This is a genomic window from Streptomyces aurantiaciflavus (assembly GCF_049808595.1).
In the GTDB taxonomy this organism is placed as follows: Bacteria; Actinomycetota; Actinomycetes; order Streptomycetales; family Streptomycetaceae; genus Streptomyces.
In genome coordinates, this window is the sequence record NZ_JBNCAQ010000021.1 from 151,991 (window position 1) to 167,902 (window position 15,912).

A 15,912-nucleotide genomic window follows, 5' to 3' on the forward strand; every position below is an offset into this window, starting at 1 on the left:
CGGGGGAGGGTGGACGTGACGCGCAGAACGTCTCAGCAGTCGTCCGGGCGTCGGCTGGAGGACTCGATCGCGTGGGCGGTCAGGAACGCGGACGGTGTCGTCGCGATCGGGGTCGCGCTGGTCATCGGCCTGATGGACATCCTGGACGAGAAGTTCGACGACCACATCGTCACCGGTTCGATCCTGCTGGTCCTGGCGGCGCTGGTGTACGGCTCGCTGACGGAGCGACGGCGGCGGCTGGCCGACATCCGCGCCGCGACGGAAGGCACGAGCCGGGCGATCGAGGACCTGTCCATGGTGCGCACGCTGGCCGGGCCCGAGGTGGGCCTCGCGCACGAACAGGCCCGGCGCAGCACCGCCCGCTGGGTGTTCAAGGGCGGCACCGGCACCTATCTGCGGGCGGTCACCCTGCCCGAGTGCGTCCTGGAGGCCCAGCGGCAGCGGCGCTCCCTCAGCATGAAGATCGACATCGTCAATCCGGCCGACGACCGGGCGTGCGCCGCCTACGCGCGCTTCCGGCGCACCTTCGGCCACCGGCAGGAGGGCGGCACGTTCGCGGAGTGGACCACCGAACGCACCCGCAAGGAGTCCTACGCCACCGTGGTCGCCGCGACGTGGCACCGGCAACGGCTGGACACCCTGGAGATCGACGTCCACCTGTCCTCGGTGGCACCGACGCTGCGCTTCGACCTGTCCGACACCTGCCTGATCATCACCCAGGACGACCCGCGCCGCGTCAGCCTGTGCGTGGAGCGGGGCAGGCCGCTGTACGACTACTACGTCACCGAGTTGCACCAGAGCCGGGAGCAGGCGGTCAAGCTCGATCTGCGGGAGGCCACCCCGCTGAGCGACGAGCCGACCGTCGACGAGGTCAGACGCCTGCTCGACCGGCTGGGACTGCCGCTGCCGACGAGTTTCACCGACGGGGACGTCGGCGACATCATCGACAAGGCGCTGCGGGCGGAGGATCCGTACCGCAGGTAGCCACGTTGTGGGCGAGGGGGGAACGATGGACTACCCGGCCCTGGAACGGGCCGCCCGGCGGGGGGCCGCCGGCGAGGTGATGCGGCAGGCCGCATCGGAGCTGGAACAGGTGGTGGCGGGCCGGCGCGGTCTGCGCGCGGTGCGTCATCCGCTGGGGTTCGTCTGCCTGCCCGTCCTGCGGGACGGGCCGCAGGGCGTGTGCGTGCACGTCTTCGGGCCGTCCGAGCCCGCCCTGACGACCCATCAAGTGCACTGCCACAGCTGGGAGCTGACCAGCACCGTGCTGTACGGACGGCTGGGCAACCGGCGTATGGGCGTCCACGAGGAGACCGAGCGGCCCACCCACCGGGTGTTCGAGGTGCACAGCGATCCCTCGGGCGTGGACGAACTACGGCCCACCGAGCGGCTGGTGCGCTGTCTGCCGGGCGCCGAGCAGACCAGCGCGCGCGGCCAGACGTACGACCTTCCGGCGGGCGAGTTCCACACCACCGTGGTGCCGGACGGCCGTCCGGCCGCCACCCGGGGGCTGGGGCGGACGCTGCCCGGCCGGGCGGCCCACTCCCGGGGCCCGGGACGGGCCCAGGGCCGCCGGGTGGTCCGCGGCATGTGCGACGCGGCCCAGACCGTCCGGATCGCCCAGGACGCCCTCAGGAGGATCCATGAGCCCGAACCCGACCCGCCCGTCTGACCTGCCGGGCCCCTTCACCTCCGAGTGCCGCACGGCGGTGACCGCCGCCGAGGAGGCCGGGGCGCTGCTGCGGTCCCGCTTCCCGGACGGTTTCACCGCCCGTCCCAAGGGCGAACTCGGCGATGTCGTCACCGACCTGGACCTGCTGGCCGAGCGGCTGGTGGTGGACCGGATCCGGGAGCGCTTCCCGCACGACCGCATCCTCGCCGAGGAGTCCGGCGAACTGGGCGGGGACGGCGGCGGCCGGACCTGGCTCGTGGACCCCCTCGACGGCAGCAACAACGTGGTGATCGGGCTGCCCGTCTGCGTCGTGGGCGTCGCCCTGTGCGTCGACGGGGCGCCGGTGGTGGGGGTGGTGCACGAACCGCTGAGCGGGCGGACCTGGTCGGCGCGACGGGGCGGCGGCGCGCACGGGCCGGGCGGGCGGCTCGCGGCCGCCGGCCCCGCGCCGTCACCGGGGGGTCCGCTGCTGGCCTGGACGCAGGGCCACGCGGTCCGCCGCGACGACCGCACCGCCCGGGCCCTGCGGCACACCGTGGAGCTCGGCTCCCGACGCCTGCTCCAGCTGTGGGCACCGCTGCTGGCCTGGGCGATGCTGGCCCGCGGGGACATCGACGGCTTCGTCGGCTACCGCGCCGAGGCGATCGACCTGCCGGCGGGGGCGCTGCTGGCCCGCGAGGCGGGGGTGGCCGTACGCCACCTGGACGGACGGGAGTTCACCGGCGGTCACACCGGACCCGACACCGAGCGCTCCTTCGTCGCGGGGCGACCGGAGACGCTGCCGTATCTGCTGCAGCTGGCGGCGGGGGCGGAGGCGGGGGCCGGTGCGGGGTTGCCGGAGCCGGCTCCGTCGTACGTTCCGCCCTGGTCCGGGGTGTAGGGGCGCGGGGCCTGCACCGTCGGGGGTGCGGTGAATCGGGCGCACCTCTGAGCCATGCCGCGTCCGCGGGCCGCGCCGCGGACCGGCCCGTGGCCTGGCGTGCGGATGACCCGGAGCCGATGTGGGCGCGGCGATGAGGTGGGCGACGTGGGCGCGGCGGCGAGTCGGGCGGTGCGGGCGCTGCCCACCTCACCCCGGTTGTCCCGTCCCCTCACCCCGTCAGCGCCAGCACCGCCACCGACGCCGTGACCGCTGTCACCGCCAGGACCGCGCCCGTTGCCATCAGGCGGACCACCGGGACCCGCACGCCGTACGCGTGGCACCGCTCGTACCAGAGGAGGGTCGCCAGGGAGGCCCAGGGGGTGATCACCGGGCCCGCGTTGGTGCCGACGAGCAGGGCGAGGAGCTGGGCGTGGTTGCCGGAGGGGACGGCTGCCTCGCCGGCCAGGTAGACGGGGAGGTTGTTCAGGACGTTCGACAGGCCCGCCCCGACCGCCGCCGCGCGGAACATGCCCCCGATGCCGCCGTCGTGGCCCACCGCGGCGGCCAGCAGACCGTGCAGACCGTTGGCGTTGACCGCCTCGACCACCAGGAACATGCCGGGGACCATGATCAGCAGCCGCCAGGGGATCAGCGAGGGCCGCAGCGCGGAGCGGTCCCGGACCGCGAAGGCCACGACGACGACGGCCGTGGCCGTCGCGGACGCGATCCACAGCTCCACGTCCGCGACCAGGATCGCCAGCAGGAACCCGCCGCAGGCCAGGGCGCAGGCCCGGAACAGCACCGGGTCGGTGGGGCGGTGCGGGCCGGGGGGTTCGTAGCGGTCGGTGCTCCCCGGGCGCAGGTCCTCCGCGCGTGCCGCGCCGGGGCCGCCCGTCGGCACGGCGGTGCGCTCGGCGGGGGCCTCGGAGTTCTCGCCGTCCGTACGCCGCCCCCGGCGCCAGTAGAACCCCCACAGGCATGCCATCGTCACCGCGATCGCCGCCAGCTGCGGGGCCCACATCCGGCCCGCCAGGCCCAGCGGCGACAGCGCCACCCGGTCCGCGGCCAGCAGGTTCGTCAGGTTGGAGACCGGCAGCAGCAGGCTCGCCGTGTTGGCCAGCCACACCGTGGTCATCGCCAGGGGGACCGCCGCGATGCGCAGACGGGAGGCCAGGGCCAGCATCACGGGCGTGAGGAGCACGGCCGTGGTGTCCAGGTTGAGGGCGATCGTGGTGACGGAGGCGAAGGCCACGCAGAGGAGGAAGAGGAGCGGGTAGCTGCCCCGGCCCGCCCGGGCGACACGGGCCGCCACCACGTCGAACACCTCGGCCCGGCTGGTGAGCTCGGCCAGCACGATCACCGTGCCGAGGAACGCCAGCAGCGGGGCGATACGGACCATCGCGTCGCCGGCCTGTCCGGAGGGCAGCACCCCCGTGGCCCAGCACACCAGTCCGGTCGCGAGCAGACCGATCGCCACCCGGTCCAGCACATGCAGACGTCGCAGGACACCCATGATCGGAAGGGTCGCACATCTGTGCGTCGCTGTAACCACGGGCTGCCTTCCGACGGTTTCGCCGCCGGAGCCTTCCGGCCAGGTTCCTGACCGGGAAACCGGTGCATATCGACGCTCGCTCATTGCATCATGAATATATGGGGGAGCGTCAGAACACTGGTGAGACAGGGCCGTTGGACTTCTTCGTCAGCTACTCGCCGGCCGACGAACGCTGGGCGTCATGGATCGCCTGGACCCTGGAGGAGGCGGGCTACCGCACGGTTCTCCAGGCGTGGGACTTCGTCCCCGGCACCAACTTCGTGGACTTCATGGACCGCGGCGTGAGCGAGTCGGCCGCCGTCATCGCCGTCCTCTCGCGCAACTACGAGCGGTCCCGCTACGGCCGGATGGAGTGGCAGGCCGCCCTGCGCGCCGACCCGGACGCCCCGGAGCGCCGGCTGCTCACCGTGCGGGTCGAGGACATCCCGGTGGAGGGGCTCCTCGCCACCATCACCTACGTCGACCTGGTCCCCGTCACCGATCCGGCGGCCGCCCGCGACCTGCTGCTGACCCGGGTCCGCCAGGCCCTCGACGGCCGTGCCCGGCCCAGTCTGCGGCCCGACTACCCGGGCGGGGGCGGCGGCCCGCTGCCCGCGCCCCCTCCGCCGCCGGCGCTCCCGCCCGCTCCCGGCCGGCCCCTCGGGCGGCCCGGCTGGGCCGGCCGGCGCAGACCCGCCGCGCCACCGGCGTATCCACCGGCGTCCGCGGGCGCGCGGGGGCGCGAGGCGATCACCGTGCTCCAGCTCGCCGGGCCCACCTTCGGACGGGGGCAGGACCCGGCCGAGTTGCAGGCGGGGATCTGGGGGGACCTCGTCGAACTGACCGACGCCGGCGCCCCCGCCCCCGACCTGCTGGTGGTCACCGGCGATCTGACCGCCTCCGGCAGCCCCCGCGAGGTCGACCAGGCGCTCGCCTTCCTCACCGGGCTGCGCGCCCTGCTCGGCCTCGAACCGCACCGGGTCGCCCTCGTCCCCGGCGGCCGGGACGTCAACCAGGCCGCCTGCCGGGCCTACTTCAGCACCTGCGAGGCCGACGAGATGCCGCCCCGGCCGCCGTACTGGCCCAAGTGGCGGCACTTCGCCCGGCTCTTCCAGGAGCTGTACCAGGGCCTCGACGTCGTCTTCGACAGCGACCAGCCGTGGACCCTCTTCCCCGTACCCGAACTGCACACCGTCGTCGCGGGCCTGAACTCCTCGATGGCCTACAGCCACCGGCTCGACGACCAGTACGGCCTGGTCGGACGCGAGCAGGCCGCCTGGTTCGCCCAGGCGCTGCGGCCGTACGAGGAGGAGGGGTGGCTGCGGATCGGGGCGCTGCGGCATCCGCCCGGGAGCGGACGGGGCGGTGCCCCGGACGGGAGCGGGCCACTGCGCGACACCGATGTCCTCGCCCGTCTCACCGCACCCCGGCTGCACCTGCTCCTGCACGGCCCCGCGGGCGCCGGTGCCCGCCCGCGCCTGGTCACCGCCTCCGGCGAACCGCCCCTGCTCGCCACCGCGGGGCCCGGCCGGCACCGGCTGCTGCGCATCAGCGGCGACGGTCTGACGAGCTGGCAGGGGCCCGGCGAGCCGGAGCGACGGCAGGTGCAATGGCCGCGGGCCCACCGCGCCTTCGACCGCGAGGAACCGGACAGCCCGACCCCGGCCGTCCCGGACGCGGACACCCCGCCCGAGCCGGAACCGCGTGACGTCCCCTCCCCGGCCGACGCGCTCCTCGCCCGGGTCGCCGAGGTCTGCCGCACCCGGCACGAGGGCGCCCAGATCCGCCCGGTGGCCGGACCGGTGCCGCAACTGCTCGTCACCTGGCGCGAGGGGGACTTCGTCCGCCAGCAGCGGGTGTTCGCGCACATCGGCACCCCGGCCGCCGAGGACATCGACCAGGTCGTCGCCCTCGTGCACGCCGCCGACGCCGAGACCGAGGCCGAACTCGTCCACGACGGGCCGCCGCCCGCCCGTGAACTGCGCGACCCGGCCCGCCGCAGAGGCGTGCGGGTGCGCAGCTTCACCGAGTTCCAGGGCCTGCTCGACCTGCGCGGATACGTCGCCGCCCAGAGCGAGCGGCTGCGCGCCGACCCCCGCTACCTCCCGGGGATGTACCTGCCGCAGCGCTACCGGGAGGTGGAACGCCTCGGCGCCGAGGACCGCGACGGCCTCGTCGACGACATGCTCCGCCTCCTCGACTCCGACCAGGGCCGCTTCCTGCTGCTGCTCGGCGACTTCGGACACGGCAAGACCTTCGCGCTGCGCGAACTCGCCCGCCGTATCCCGACCGAACTGCCGCACCTCGTCCCGCTGCTGGTGGAGCTGAACGCCCTGGACCGGGCCTACTCCTTCGAGGGGCTGGTCGCCGCCCACCTCGCCGCGCACGGCGTCGACACCATCGACCTGCGCGCCTTCCGCTACATGCTCCGGCAGGGCCGGCTCGTGCTGCTCTTCGACGGCTTCGACGAACTCGTCAACCAGGTCACCTACGACCGCGCCGCCGAACGCCTCCAGGTGCTGCTGGACTCCGCCGTCGACAACGCCAAGATCGTCGTCAGCAGCCGCACCCAGCACTTCCGCTCCCAGGGCCAGGTCCTGACCGCCCTCGGCGAACGCGTCGGGCTCCTCCCGCACCGACGTGTGCTCGCCGTCCAGGAGTTCACCCCGCAGCAGATCCACGCCTACCTGGTCAACCGCTACGACGGCGACGAACGCGCCGCCGACCGCCGGGCGCGGCTCCTCGACGCCATCCCCGACCTGCTCGCCCTGTGCCGCAACCCCCGCCTCCTCGGCTTCGTCGCCGACCTCGACGACGACCAGCTGCGCGCCGTCGCCGGCGCCGGGCGCGCCCTCAGCCCCGCCGGGCTCTACGAGGAGGTCCTCACCGCCTGGCTGACCTTCGAGCAGCAGCGCGCCGGCGGCGGCCCGGGCCGGGCCCCCGGACTCAGCCTCGACCAGATGTGGCACGCGGTCACCGCGCTCGCGCTCAGACTGTGGCAGAGCGGCCAGGAGTCGCTGCGCCTCGACGAGCTCACCGACGTCGCCGAGACCCTCACCGGCCTCGCCGACAGCAGACTGTCCCCCGGGCAGGCGGCGCACGCGGTCGGCTCCGGCAGTCTGCTGGTGCGCAGCGACGACGGTGTGTTCCGGTTCATCCACGGCTCGGTGGTGGAGTGGCTCGTCGCCCGCGCGTGCGCGGTGCGGCTGGCCGCCGGGGACACCGCGCTGCTGGCGAGGCGTCAGCTCAGCCGGCTGGCCGTGGAGTTCCTCTGCGACCTCGCCGACCACCGGGTCTGCCAGGAGTGGGCCGAGCACACGCTGAGCGACAGCGGAGGGGGCGAGGAGACCGCCCGCGCCAACGCCGTGCGGATCCTCTCCCGGCTGCGCGTGCCCGCCCACACCGACCTGCGCGGCGCCGCCCTCGCCGGGGAGGACCTGTCGTACCGCGACTTCTCCGGCGTCGACCTCACCCGCGCCGACCTCACCGACGCCCGGCTGGTCGGCGCCAACCTCTCCGGGGCGGTGCTGCGCGACGCCCGCCTCACCGGCGCGCGGCTCGACGGCGCCGATCTCACCGGGGCCGACCTGCGCGGGGCCGATCTGCGGCGGGCCCGGCTGATCCGCACCGACCTGACCGGCGCCCGCGTCGAGGGCGGGAGGTGGCGCCGGGCGGCCCTGGTCTCGGCGACCACCGGCACCGCCCTGCCCGGCAGCCCCGAACTGGCCTGGGCCGCCGTCGCCCCCGGCATGGCCGTCGACTCCGGCTTCCGGCCCTCCGCGGTCGGCGTGCCGTACGGCTTCGACATGCGGACCAGCCGGCTGCCGGAGCCCATCTCGTACAGCCCGGACGGCGAACTCCTCGCCGTCGGCAGCGAGGACGGCGGGGTGCTCGTCTGCGACGCCGTCACCGGCACCGCCCTGCGCACCCTGGAGGGCCACACCGACCGGGTCTACGCGGTGAAGTTCCGCGAGCGGGTGCTGGCGACGGGCAGCGCGGACGGAACCGTACGGCTGTGGGACCCGGTGTCCGGCGCCTGCCGGCACCGGCTGGAGATCCACCCGGCCGGGGTCTGGCCGGTCGCCCTCGACGCCGACGGGTCCCTGCTGGCGACCGGCGACGCCGACGGCGTGGTCACCCTGTGGGACACGGCCACCGGCGAGCCCCTGCACCGGCTGCCCGGTCACTCCGCGCCCGTCTACACGGTCGCCTTCGGACCGGGCAACGCCACCCTGGTCACCGGGGACGCCTCCGCCGCCGTACGGCTGTGGGACCTCGCCGACGGGCGGTTGCTCGGGGAGCTGCCGGGGCACCGGGGGGCGGTGTTCCGGGCGCGGTACAGCCCCGACGGGACCCTGCTCGCCACCGGCGACATGGGCGAGGGGCGGTCCGGGACGGTCCGGTTGTGGGACGTGGCCGGGCGGCGGGTGCTGCACACGTTCACCGGTCACGCGGGGCGCGTGTACACGCTGGACTTCCATCCCGGCGGCCGGTTCCTGGTGAGCGGCGACACCGAGGGCGAGGTGCGGCTGTGGGACCTGGCCGCCGGAGCCGGCGCCGGACTGCTCGGAGGCTGCCGGGGCGCGGTGTACCAGGTGCTGTTCGACCCCGACGGCACGACGCTCGCCGCCGGGGACAGCCAGGGCGTCGTCCGGCTGTGGCGCATCAACCCCGACGCCGACCCGGTGGCCGTCCCCCTCAACCGGCAGCCCGCGGAGCACCGCGGCTCGGTCTGGGTCTGCAAGTTCCGCCCGCACGGCGACGCGCCCGCCCCGGAGGCCGGCTCCCTGCTGGTGACCGGCGCAAACGACGGCGTCGTACGGCTCTGGGACCCCGCCACCGGACAGGGCCGGCGCATCCTGCGCGGCCACGGGCGGCGGATCGGCACCCTCTCCTTCAGCGCCGACGGCTCGATGCTCGCGGCCGGTGGCAACGACGGCGTCGTCCGGCTGTGGCACGCCGTCTCCGGACGATGGCTGCGCGAACTGACCGGGCAGAGCGACCGCCTGGTCTCGGCCGTCTTCAGCCCCGCCGATCCCGCCCTGCTGGCCACCGCGAGCAGCGACGGCGACCTCTACCTGTGGAACGCCGGGACGGGTGAGTACCAGCGGGAGATGGACGTCGAGACGGACCACGTCTGGGCGGAGGCGTTCAGCGCCGACGGCCACCTGGTGGCCACCGCCAACGACGACGACACCGTACGCCTGTGGTACCGGGCCACCGGCGCGCACGTCGTCACCGTCGGCGAGCACTACGGCCGGGTCCGCTCCATCTCCTTCCGGCCCGACGGGGCCGTCCTCGCCACCGGCTGCGACGACCGCAAGGTGCGGATCTGGGACATGGCCGCCCGCCGGATCGCCGCGGTCCTCGACGGGCACTCCGACCGGGTGTACGCCGTGGCGTTCGCGCCCGACGGCTCCTGGCTGGCCAGTGCCTCCTGGGACGGGCAGGCGGTGATCTGGCGCGACGGCGGGATCGCCCACCGGCTCACCGGCCACACCGGCAAGCTGTGGACGGCCGCCGTGCATCCGCTGCGGCCCCTGCTCGCGACCGCCGGCGACGACCGGACCGTCCGCCTGTGGGACCCGCGCTCCGGCCGCGAGATCGCCGTCCTGACCGGTCACACCGGCCGCGTCCTGGCGGTCGCGTTCAGCCCCGACGGCTCGCTGCTGGCGAGCGGCGGCGAGGACGGGACGGTACGGCTGTGGAACGTCCCCGGCGGCGCCCCGGCCACCCTGCGCGCCACGCTCGTCGGACTGCCGGGCGGCTGGGCGGCGCTGTCGCCGTCCGGCGGCTACAAGTTCGAGGGCGATGTCACGGGCGAGTTCTGGCACGCGGTGGGGATGTGCCGGTTCGAGCCGGGGGAGTTGGACGGGCATCTGCCGGGGGTGCGGCAGGTGCCGTTGGACGAGGCGCTGGACTGAGGACGCTCGCCGGCCGTGCGGCTCGCCAGCCGTGCGGCGCCCCCTGGCGCGGGCGGCGCAAGTGTTTTGAACATGTTCAATTATCGGCGTACGCTGCCGTCATGAGCGACAGAGCCGCCCTGCTGAAGGGCATCCGCGCCTGGCTTGTCTTCTTCGTCGTCTGTCTGGTGCTCAGCGGCGCCACGGCCTTCCCCCTGGTGCACGAACTGCGCTGGGCCGAGGACCTCTTGCGGGCCCTGTCCGTGCCGGAGCACCTGCCCGCCCTCATGGACTGGATCGAACACGTCCGCCGCGGCCTGGACAGCGTCGACGCCGAACACCCCTTCGTCCTCTACGGCACCGACTGGCTGGCCTTCGCGCACCTCGTCATCGCCGTCGCCTTCTACGGCCCCTACCGCGACCCCGTCCGCAACGTCTGGGTCGTCGAGTTCGGCATGATCGCCTGCGCCGGCGTCATCCCGCTCGCCCTGATCTGCGGGCCGATCCGGGACATCCCCTTCTGGTGGAGCGTGATCGACATGTCGTTCGGCGTGTTCGGGGTGGTCCCGCTGTACGTCGTACGCGGGAAGATCAAGCGCCTGGAGGCGCTCACCACCCCGAACACCCTGGCGGTCGCGGCTACTTGAGGGCGGCCATGGCGATCCGCTGGGCCACCGGATTCATCCCTTCCGCCTTCGCGTCCGTGGAGTTGACCGAGTAGACGAGGGTGCGGCTCAGGTTCCGGGTCCCGGCGATCATCGCGTTGTACCCGTACCGGCCACCCGTCTTGAGCCAGTAGACCCTGCCCTCGTACTCGAACCGCTGGAGACCGGCGCTGTAGGTGGCCCCGTCGATGTGAGCCGGGACCGTGAACATCTCGCGCAGTTGGGGCTGCGGCACGATCCGGCCCCGGAACAACGAGGTGAGCAGCCGCTCCAGGTCCGCGGTCGTGGAGATCATGTCCCCGGCCGCGAAACGGTCCGCCTGGTTCCACTCCGTGACGTCGACGAACTCCGTCGTCCCGTCGGTCCTTCGCACCGCCTGGTAACCGTGGTTGTGCGGGCCGCGGATGCGCGCGTCGGTACCGGGGAAGTACGTGTCCCGCATGCCGGCGGGCGCCAGCACCAGTTCGGTGGCCGCGGCGGCGTACGGCTGCCCGGTCACCTTCTCGATCAGCAGGCCGAGGATCGTGTAGTTGATGTTCAGATAGTGCTGCTCGCAGCCGGGGCGGAACTCCGGGCCCTTCGCCGCTGCCGACGCCACGACCTGCTGCGGCGTGAGGGTGTCGAAGCGGTGGGCGTACAGCTCCTCGAACGAGTTCCCGAGGCCGTCGCCCGCCGGGATGCCGCTGGTGTGGTTCAGCAACTGCCGTACGGTGATCGGCCGGAAGTCCCTGCCGAGCAGGCCGGGCAGGTAGCGCTGGACCGGCCGGTTCAGGTCGATCCGGCCCTGCGCCGCGAGCTTCAGCACGGCCGCCGCCGTCACCACTTTTGTCGTCGAACCGGCCCGGAAGCGGGCGTCCGGGTCGGCCGCCCGCCTGCTCTCCAGGTCGTGCACACCCGCGCTGCCGTGCCAGGTCCCGTCCCGTCCGCCGACCCGGACCAGGGCCGCCGTCGCGTCCTGGTCCGGGAGTCCGGCGAGCGCGGCGCGCAGGGCCCGGGTGTCGAGGCCGCGCATGCCGGGGGCCGAGGCCGGTGCGGGAGCGGCCGACGCGGGGGCGGTCAGCGGGCCCGCCCCCAGGGCGAGGAGGAGCGTGGCGGCGAGGACGGTGGTGCGGCGGCGAGCGCGCATAGGGGGCTCCCGAGGGGGTCGGTGACAGGATCGTGATCATCCTCGGGCGGTTTCCGCCCGCCCGGATCGTCGGCCGGTAGGGCGCCCGACCCTGGTGAAACCCCGAGCAAGTGCCGTACGAAATACGGGTGTTGCCCGGGGCGTCCCCTACGGGGACGGGAAAAAAGTGTTATCCCGACGTCCTTCACCCCGTCTCCACGCTGTGATCCCCGACATAGCCATCACCCCCGGACCGCCTGAGAGGGTGCGTGCACGCACGAAGTGACATGAGGTACCGAGAGGACGACGTGGACGGGCGGCACTGGCGCTCCACCATCGCGGCCGCGCAGGCCGGCGACCGGCACGCGCTGGACGAACTGGTCGCGGGCTGGCTGCCCCTGGTCTACAACATCGTCGGCCGCGCCCTGAACGGTCACGCCGACGTGGACGACGTCGTCCAGGAGACCATGCTGCGCGCCGTCGACAACCTCGGCTCACTGCGCGACCCCGACAGCTTCCGGTCCTGGCTGGTGGCGATCGCCATGCGGCAGATCCGCGACCGGGCGCGCCGCCGCACCACCCAGCGCCTCGACGAGAGCGTCCCCGCGGACGGCGCCGCCGACTTCGCCGAACTCACGGTCCTCAAGCTCCAGTTGGAAGGCCAGCGGCGCGAGGTCGCCGAGGCGGTGCGCTGGCTCGACGACGAGGACCGGCAGTTGCTGTCCCTGTGGTGGCTGGAGGTCGCGGGCGAGCTCAGCCGGCGCGAACTGGCCGCCGCCGTCGGCATCAGCCGGCAGCACGCCGCCGTGCGCGTCCAGCGGATGAAGGAGCGCCTGGAGGTCTCCCGGGGCATCGTCCGCGCCCTCGACGGCGCCTGCCCCGACCTGCGCGAGCTGACCGGCCGGTGGAACGGCCACCCCGACTCCGTCTGGCGCAAGCGCCTCGCCCGGCACATCCGGGGGTGCGGCTACTGCGGCGACACCGGCACGTCCGTCGTACCCGCCGAGCGGCTGCTGGTGGGCATCGCGCTCGTGCCGGTCCCCGTCGGGTTCACGTTGTCGCTGGCCCTCGGCGGCAAGACCGCCGTCGCCGCGACCGCCGCGGGCGCCTCCGTCGGCTGGTCGGCCAAGGTGCTCAGCGCGCTGACCAGTCCGGCCGTCGCCGTGACGGCGGGCGCGACCTTCGTCGCGGGCGGCGCCTACGTCGTCACCCAGCCCCCGGACGCCCCGCCGCCGCGCGCGGCCGTCACCCCCACGGCGACGGTCACACCCGCCCCGCCCCCGACCCCCACGGCCACCTCGTCCACGTCGCCCTCCGCCACGCCCTCGCCGTCGGCGAGCCCCAAGAAGACCGGCCTGTACGGCACCGTCGTCGACGCCGTCGACCGGGCGCCCGACCCGAACGCGCGGCCCGCCGCCCTGCCCCACCGGCCCGAGACCGGCATCACCAGCAGCGGCGGCGCGCACGCCACCATGAACCACCGCGGGGACAGCGTCACGCTCAGCGGCCGGGGCTACGTCCTCGTCCGCTGGCAGATCTCCCCGCAGTACCGGTCCGGCGCCCTGGTCATGCCGACCTGGACCGGCCTGAAGGGCAAGCTCTTCCACGTGGCGTCGGGCGGCGGGCGCCGCATGGACGACCCCGTCAGCAGCACCGACAGCTCCGCCACCGGCATGGGCAACTCGACCACCGGCTACGCCGTCCCGCCGTCCGGCACCCAGCAGATGTGGCAGAACGAGTACTTCTACGTCGACGGCAGCGTCACCCTCACCGTCAACGAGCGGGGCGCCGACTACGGCCTGAACGTCTTCCCGTCCAGCTGGAACGCGGTGGAGAAGGACGTGCTGAGCGGGCCCCCCGAGGGCGCGAAACGCTACGGCCTCGTCCGCGACACCGGCGAGGACGACACCCCGGTGCCGCAGTACGTCACCCGCGAGACGCCGGCCGATCCGGCCACCGTGCCTCAGCGGTCTCGCGTGTAGCGGTGCGTGCGGTGGTGGCGTGGGGGTGCCGTGGTGGCCCCTGCGGGCGGGCGGCGTGGGGAATCACGGTCGCCGTGGGGGGATTCGTGGTGTGGGCGTGCGCAGTGGGGATTCACGGGCGCCGTGGGGGGATTCGTCGTGTGGGCGTGCGGCGGGTGTGTGTTGTGGCGATGCGCGGTGTGGCGATGGGCGGTGTGGTGGTCGGTCAGGTGCTGTCGCGGAGGGTGCGGAGGACGTCGATGCGGTTGGTGGTGATCGAGTCGACGCCCAGGTCGATCAGCCGGCGCATGGAGCGGCGGGTGTCCGGAGTCCAGACGGAGAGCAGATGGCCGCCGTGGTGGACGCGGGCGGCCAGATCGCGGCTGACCAGCGAGAAGCGGTAGTTGAGCCAGCGGGGTTGCACCGCCGCCAGCAGGACGGGACGCGGCGGCGCCAGGCTCGTACAGGTCAGGGCGATCTCGGCGGACGGGTCGGCGGCGCGGACCGCGAGCATCGCGGTGGCGCCCGCGCAGTAGTACACGCGGTCCGCCGCCCCGGCCTCCCGTACGGCGTCCACCACCCGGCGCGCCGTCCGCACCTCCCGGGTGCCGGGCAGGTCCACCATCACCCGGCTGCCTTCGGTCGCCGCCAGCGCCTCCGCCAGGGTCGGCACTCCACCCGCCGTCAGCCCGCGGACCTCGGCGGACGACAGTGACAGCAACGGCCGGTCCTGCTCCCACAGCCGCTTCAGCGTCCCGTCGTGCAGCAGCACGGGCACGCCGTCCCTGGTGAGCCGTACGTCGATCTCGACGGCGTCCGCGCCCTGGTCGAGCGCGGAACGCAGTGAGTCGAGCGTGTTCTCGCGGAAGCGGTAGGGGTCGCCGCGGTGGGCCACGGCAGTCAGGGTCTGCATGGGGCCATTGTGGCGGTCAGCCGGCGAGGTGGTCGGAGGTCTGGGCGGAGGTCTGGGCGGAGGTCTGGTCGGAGGTGGGGGAAGTGCGGGAGAGGTGGTTTGACGTGTAGCTGTCGATCTCGGACGTGAGCCTGGCCTTGGCCGGCTCGTCCAGGAAGGACGCCTCCACCGCGTTCTTCGCCAGCTCCGCCAGGCCCCGCTCGTCGAGGTCGAGGAGCCTGGCCGCGACGGCGTACTCGGTGTTGAGGTCCGTGCCGAACATCGGCGGGTCGTCGGAGTTGATCGTGACCAGGATCCCGGCCTTCACGAACTCCTTGACGGGGTGCTCGTCGAGGGTGCGCACCGCGCGCGTGGCGATGTTGGAGGTCGGGCACACCTCCAGGGCGATGCGGTGCTCCGCGAGGTGCGCGAGGAGTTTCTCGTCCTGGACGGAGCTGGTGCCGTGTCCGATGCGCTCGGCGCGCAGGTGGGTGAGGGCGTCCCAGACGGTCTGCGGACCGGTCGTCTCGCCGGCGTGCGGCACCGAGTGGAGGCCTGCGGCGATCGCCCGGTCGAAGTGCGGCTTGAACTGTGGGCGGGGGACGCCGATCTCGGGGCCGCCGAGGCCGAAGGAGACCAGGCCCTCGGGGCGCAGGCGGTCGTCCGTGGCGAGGCGGGTCGTCTCCTCGGCGGCCCTGAGGCCGGCCTCGCCGGGGATGTCGAAGCACCAGCGCAGGACCGTCCCGAACTCGGCCTCCGCCGACTTGCGGGCGTCCTCGATCGCGTCCATGAAGGCCTGCTCGTCGATGCCGCGGCTGGTGGAGGAGAACGGGGTGATCGTGAGCTCGGCGTACCGGACCTGCTGGCGGGCCAGGTCGCGGGCCACCTCGTAGGTGAGCAGGCGGACGTCCTCCGGGGTGCGGATGAGATCCACGACGGACAGGTACACCTCGATGAAGTGCGCGAAGTCCGTGAAGGTGAAGTAGTCGACCAGGGCCTCGGGGCCGGTGGGAACCTTGGAGTCGGGGTGGCGGGCGGCCAGTTCGGAGACGATCCGGGGGGAGGCGGAGCCGACGTGGTGGACGTGGAGTTCGGCCTTGGGGAGGCCGGCGATGAAGGTGTGCAGGTGGTGGTGGTCGGTCAACGGGGCCTCCCCGGGACGGCGCCCCTGGCCTGGGCGCGGGTGATCGGCTGATCGGTGGGTCGGGGTCATCGTAGGCGTTGCTGTCCTGTGCGCCTGGTGGTGGTGGGTGGGTCGGGGTCGTGGCGGTGCGGCGAGCCCGTCGCGTGTTGGGCGTACGGCTGCCTGCTGCCACAGTCC

At 73.9% G+C, this 15,912-nt stretch carries 9 protein-coding genes and 1 pseudogene; 6 read left to right on the forward strand and 4 right to left on the reverse strand.

What is annotated here, in order from left to right; all coding sequences use genetic code 11:
* Positions 1-15 precede the first annotated feature (15 nt).
* Genes ACPT94_RS25060 through ACPT94_RS25070 form a run of 3 tightly spaced genes read left to right on the forward strand, consistent with a single transcriptional unit; the run spans position 16 to position 2,552 of the window.
* Positions 16-984 carry a hypothetical protein gene (locus ACPT94_RS25060; protein WP_360343928.1) on the forward strand — a complete coding sequence of 323 codons (969 nt, stop codon included), beginning with the start codon at positions 16-18 and terminating at the stop codon, positions 982-984.
* Positions 985-1,009: 25 nt separating this feature from the next.
* Positions 1,010-1,672: a hypothetical protein gene (locus ACPT94_RS25065; protein ID WP_425246871.1), complete on the forward strand. Its 663-nt coding sequence runs from the start codon at positions 1,010-1,012 to the stop codon at positions 1,670-1,672.
* Positions 1,644-2,552: an inositol monophosphatase family protein gene (locus tag ACPT94_RS25070; RefSeq protein WP_360343934.1), complete on the forward strand. Its 909-nt coding sequence runs from the start codon at positions 1,644-1,646 to the stop codon at positions 2,550-2,552. Before ACPT94_RS25065 ends, ACPT94_RS25070 begins: the two co-directional genes overlap by 29 nt.
* Positions 2,553-2,763: 211 nt before the next feature.
* Here the strand turns inward: ACPT94_RS25070 and ACPT94_RS25075 are convergent, their stop codons facing one another.
* Complete coding sequence (locus tag ACPT94_RS25075; RefSeq protein ID WP_360343937.1) at positions 2,764-4,047, reverse strand: ArsB/NhaD family transporter; 1,284 nt, start codon at positions 4,045-4,047, stop codon at positions 2,764-2,766.
* A gap of 137 nt (positions 4,048-4,184) precedes the next feature.
* Here ACPT94_RS25075 and ACPT94_RS25080 point away from each other — a divergent pair, with 137 nt between their 5' ends.
* Together ACPT94_RS25080 and ACPT94_RS25085 are read left to right on the forward strand one after the other, a co-directional pair.
* Entirely contained in the window at positions 4,185-9,989 is a 5,805-nt protein-coding gene (locus tag ACPT94_RS25080) for a WD40 domain-containing protein (RefSeq protein ID WP_425246872.1), read from the forward strand.
* Positions 9,990-10,090: 101 nt separating this feature from the next.
* Positions 10,091-10,615, forward strand: a complete 525-nt coding sequence (locus ACPT94_RS25085; RefSeq protein ID WP_360343943.1) for a hypothetical protein — start codon at positions 10,091-10,093, stop codon at positions 10,613-10,615.
* Here ACPT94_RS25085 and ACPT94_RS25090 read toward each other — a convergent pair.
* Positions 10,608-11,759 (reverse strand): serine hydrolase domain-containing protein, encoded by a 1,152-nt coding sequence (locus ACPT94_RS25090; RefSeq protein WP_425246873.1) that lies wholly within the window; start codon positions 11,757-11,759, stop codon positions 10,608-10,610. The two genes, ACPT94_RS25085 and ACPT94_RS25090, sit on opposite strands and share 8 nt — an antisense overlap.
* A gap of 266 nt (positions 11,760-12,025) precedes the next feature.
* Between ACPT94_RS25090 and ACPT94_RS25095 the strand changes: the two genes are divergently transcribed.
* Entirely contained in the window at positions 12,026-13,720 is a 1,695-nt protein-coding gene (locus ACPT94_RS25095) for an RNA polymerase sigma factor (protein ID WP_425246874.1), read from the forward strand.
* Between the two features lie 205 nt (positions 13,721-13,925).
* On the opposite strand, the gene ACPT94_RS25100 is transcribed toward ACPT94_RS25095, so the two are convergent.
* Together ACPT94_RS25100 and ACPT94_RS25105 are read right to left on the reverse strand one after the other, a co-directional pair.
* Entirely contained in the window at positions 13,926-14,612 is a 687-nt protein-coding gene (locus tag ACPT94_RS25100; protein ID WP_360343952.1) for a glycerophosphodiester phosphodiesterase, read from the reverse strand.
* An 88-nt stretch (positions 14,613-14,700) separates the two neighbouring features.
* A pseudogene (locus tag ACPT94_RS25105) lies at positions 14,701-15,804 on the reverse strand (adenosine deaminase); the annotation flags it as partial.
* Positions 15,805-15,912 lie beyond the last annotated feature (108 nt).

Excerpts from the sequence above, each read along its gene's own strand:
- ACPT94_RS25065 (WP_425246871.1), top strand. The coding sequence starts at position 1,010 with ATGGACTACCCGGCCCTGGAACGGGCCGCCCGGCGGGGGGCCGCCGGC.
- ACPT94_RS25070 (WP_360343934.1), top strand. The coding sequence starts at position 1,644 with ATGAGCCCGAACCCGACCCGCCCGTCTGACCTGCCGGGCCCCTTCACC.
- ACPT94_RS25075 (WP_360343937.1), bottom strand. The coding sequence starts at position 4,047 with ATGGGTGTCCTGCGACGTCTGCATGTGCTGGACCGGGTGGCGATCGGT.
- ACPT94_RS25080 (WP_425246872.1), top strand. The coding sequence starts at position 4,185 with ATGGGGGAGCGTCAGAACACTGGTGAGACAGGGCCGTTGGACTTCTTC.
- ACPT94_RS25085 (WP_360343943.1), top strand. The coding sequence starts at position 10,091 with ATGAGCGACAGAGCCGCCCTGCTGAAGGGCATCCGCGCCTGGCTTGTC.
- ACPT94_RS25090 (WP_425246873.1), bottom strand. The coding sequence starts at position 11,759 with ATGCGCGCTCGCCGCCGCACCACCGTCCTCGCCGCCACGCTCCTCCTC.
- ACPT94_RS25095 (WP_425246874.1), top strand. The coding sequence starts at position 12,026 with ATGAGGTACCGAGAGGACGACGTGGACGGGCGGCACTGGCGCTCCACC.
- ACPT94_RS25100 (WP_360343952.1), bottom strand. The coding sequence starts at position 14,612 with ATGCAGACCCTGACTGCCGTGGCCCACCGCGGCGACCCCTACCGCTTC.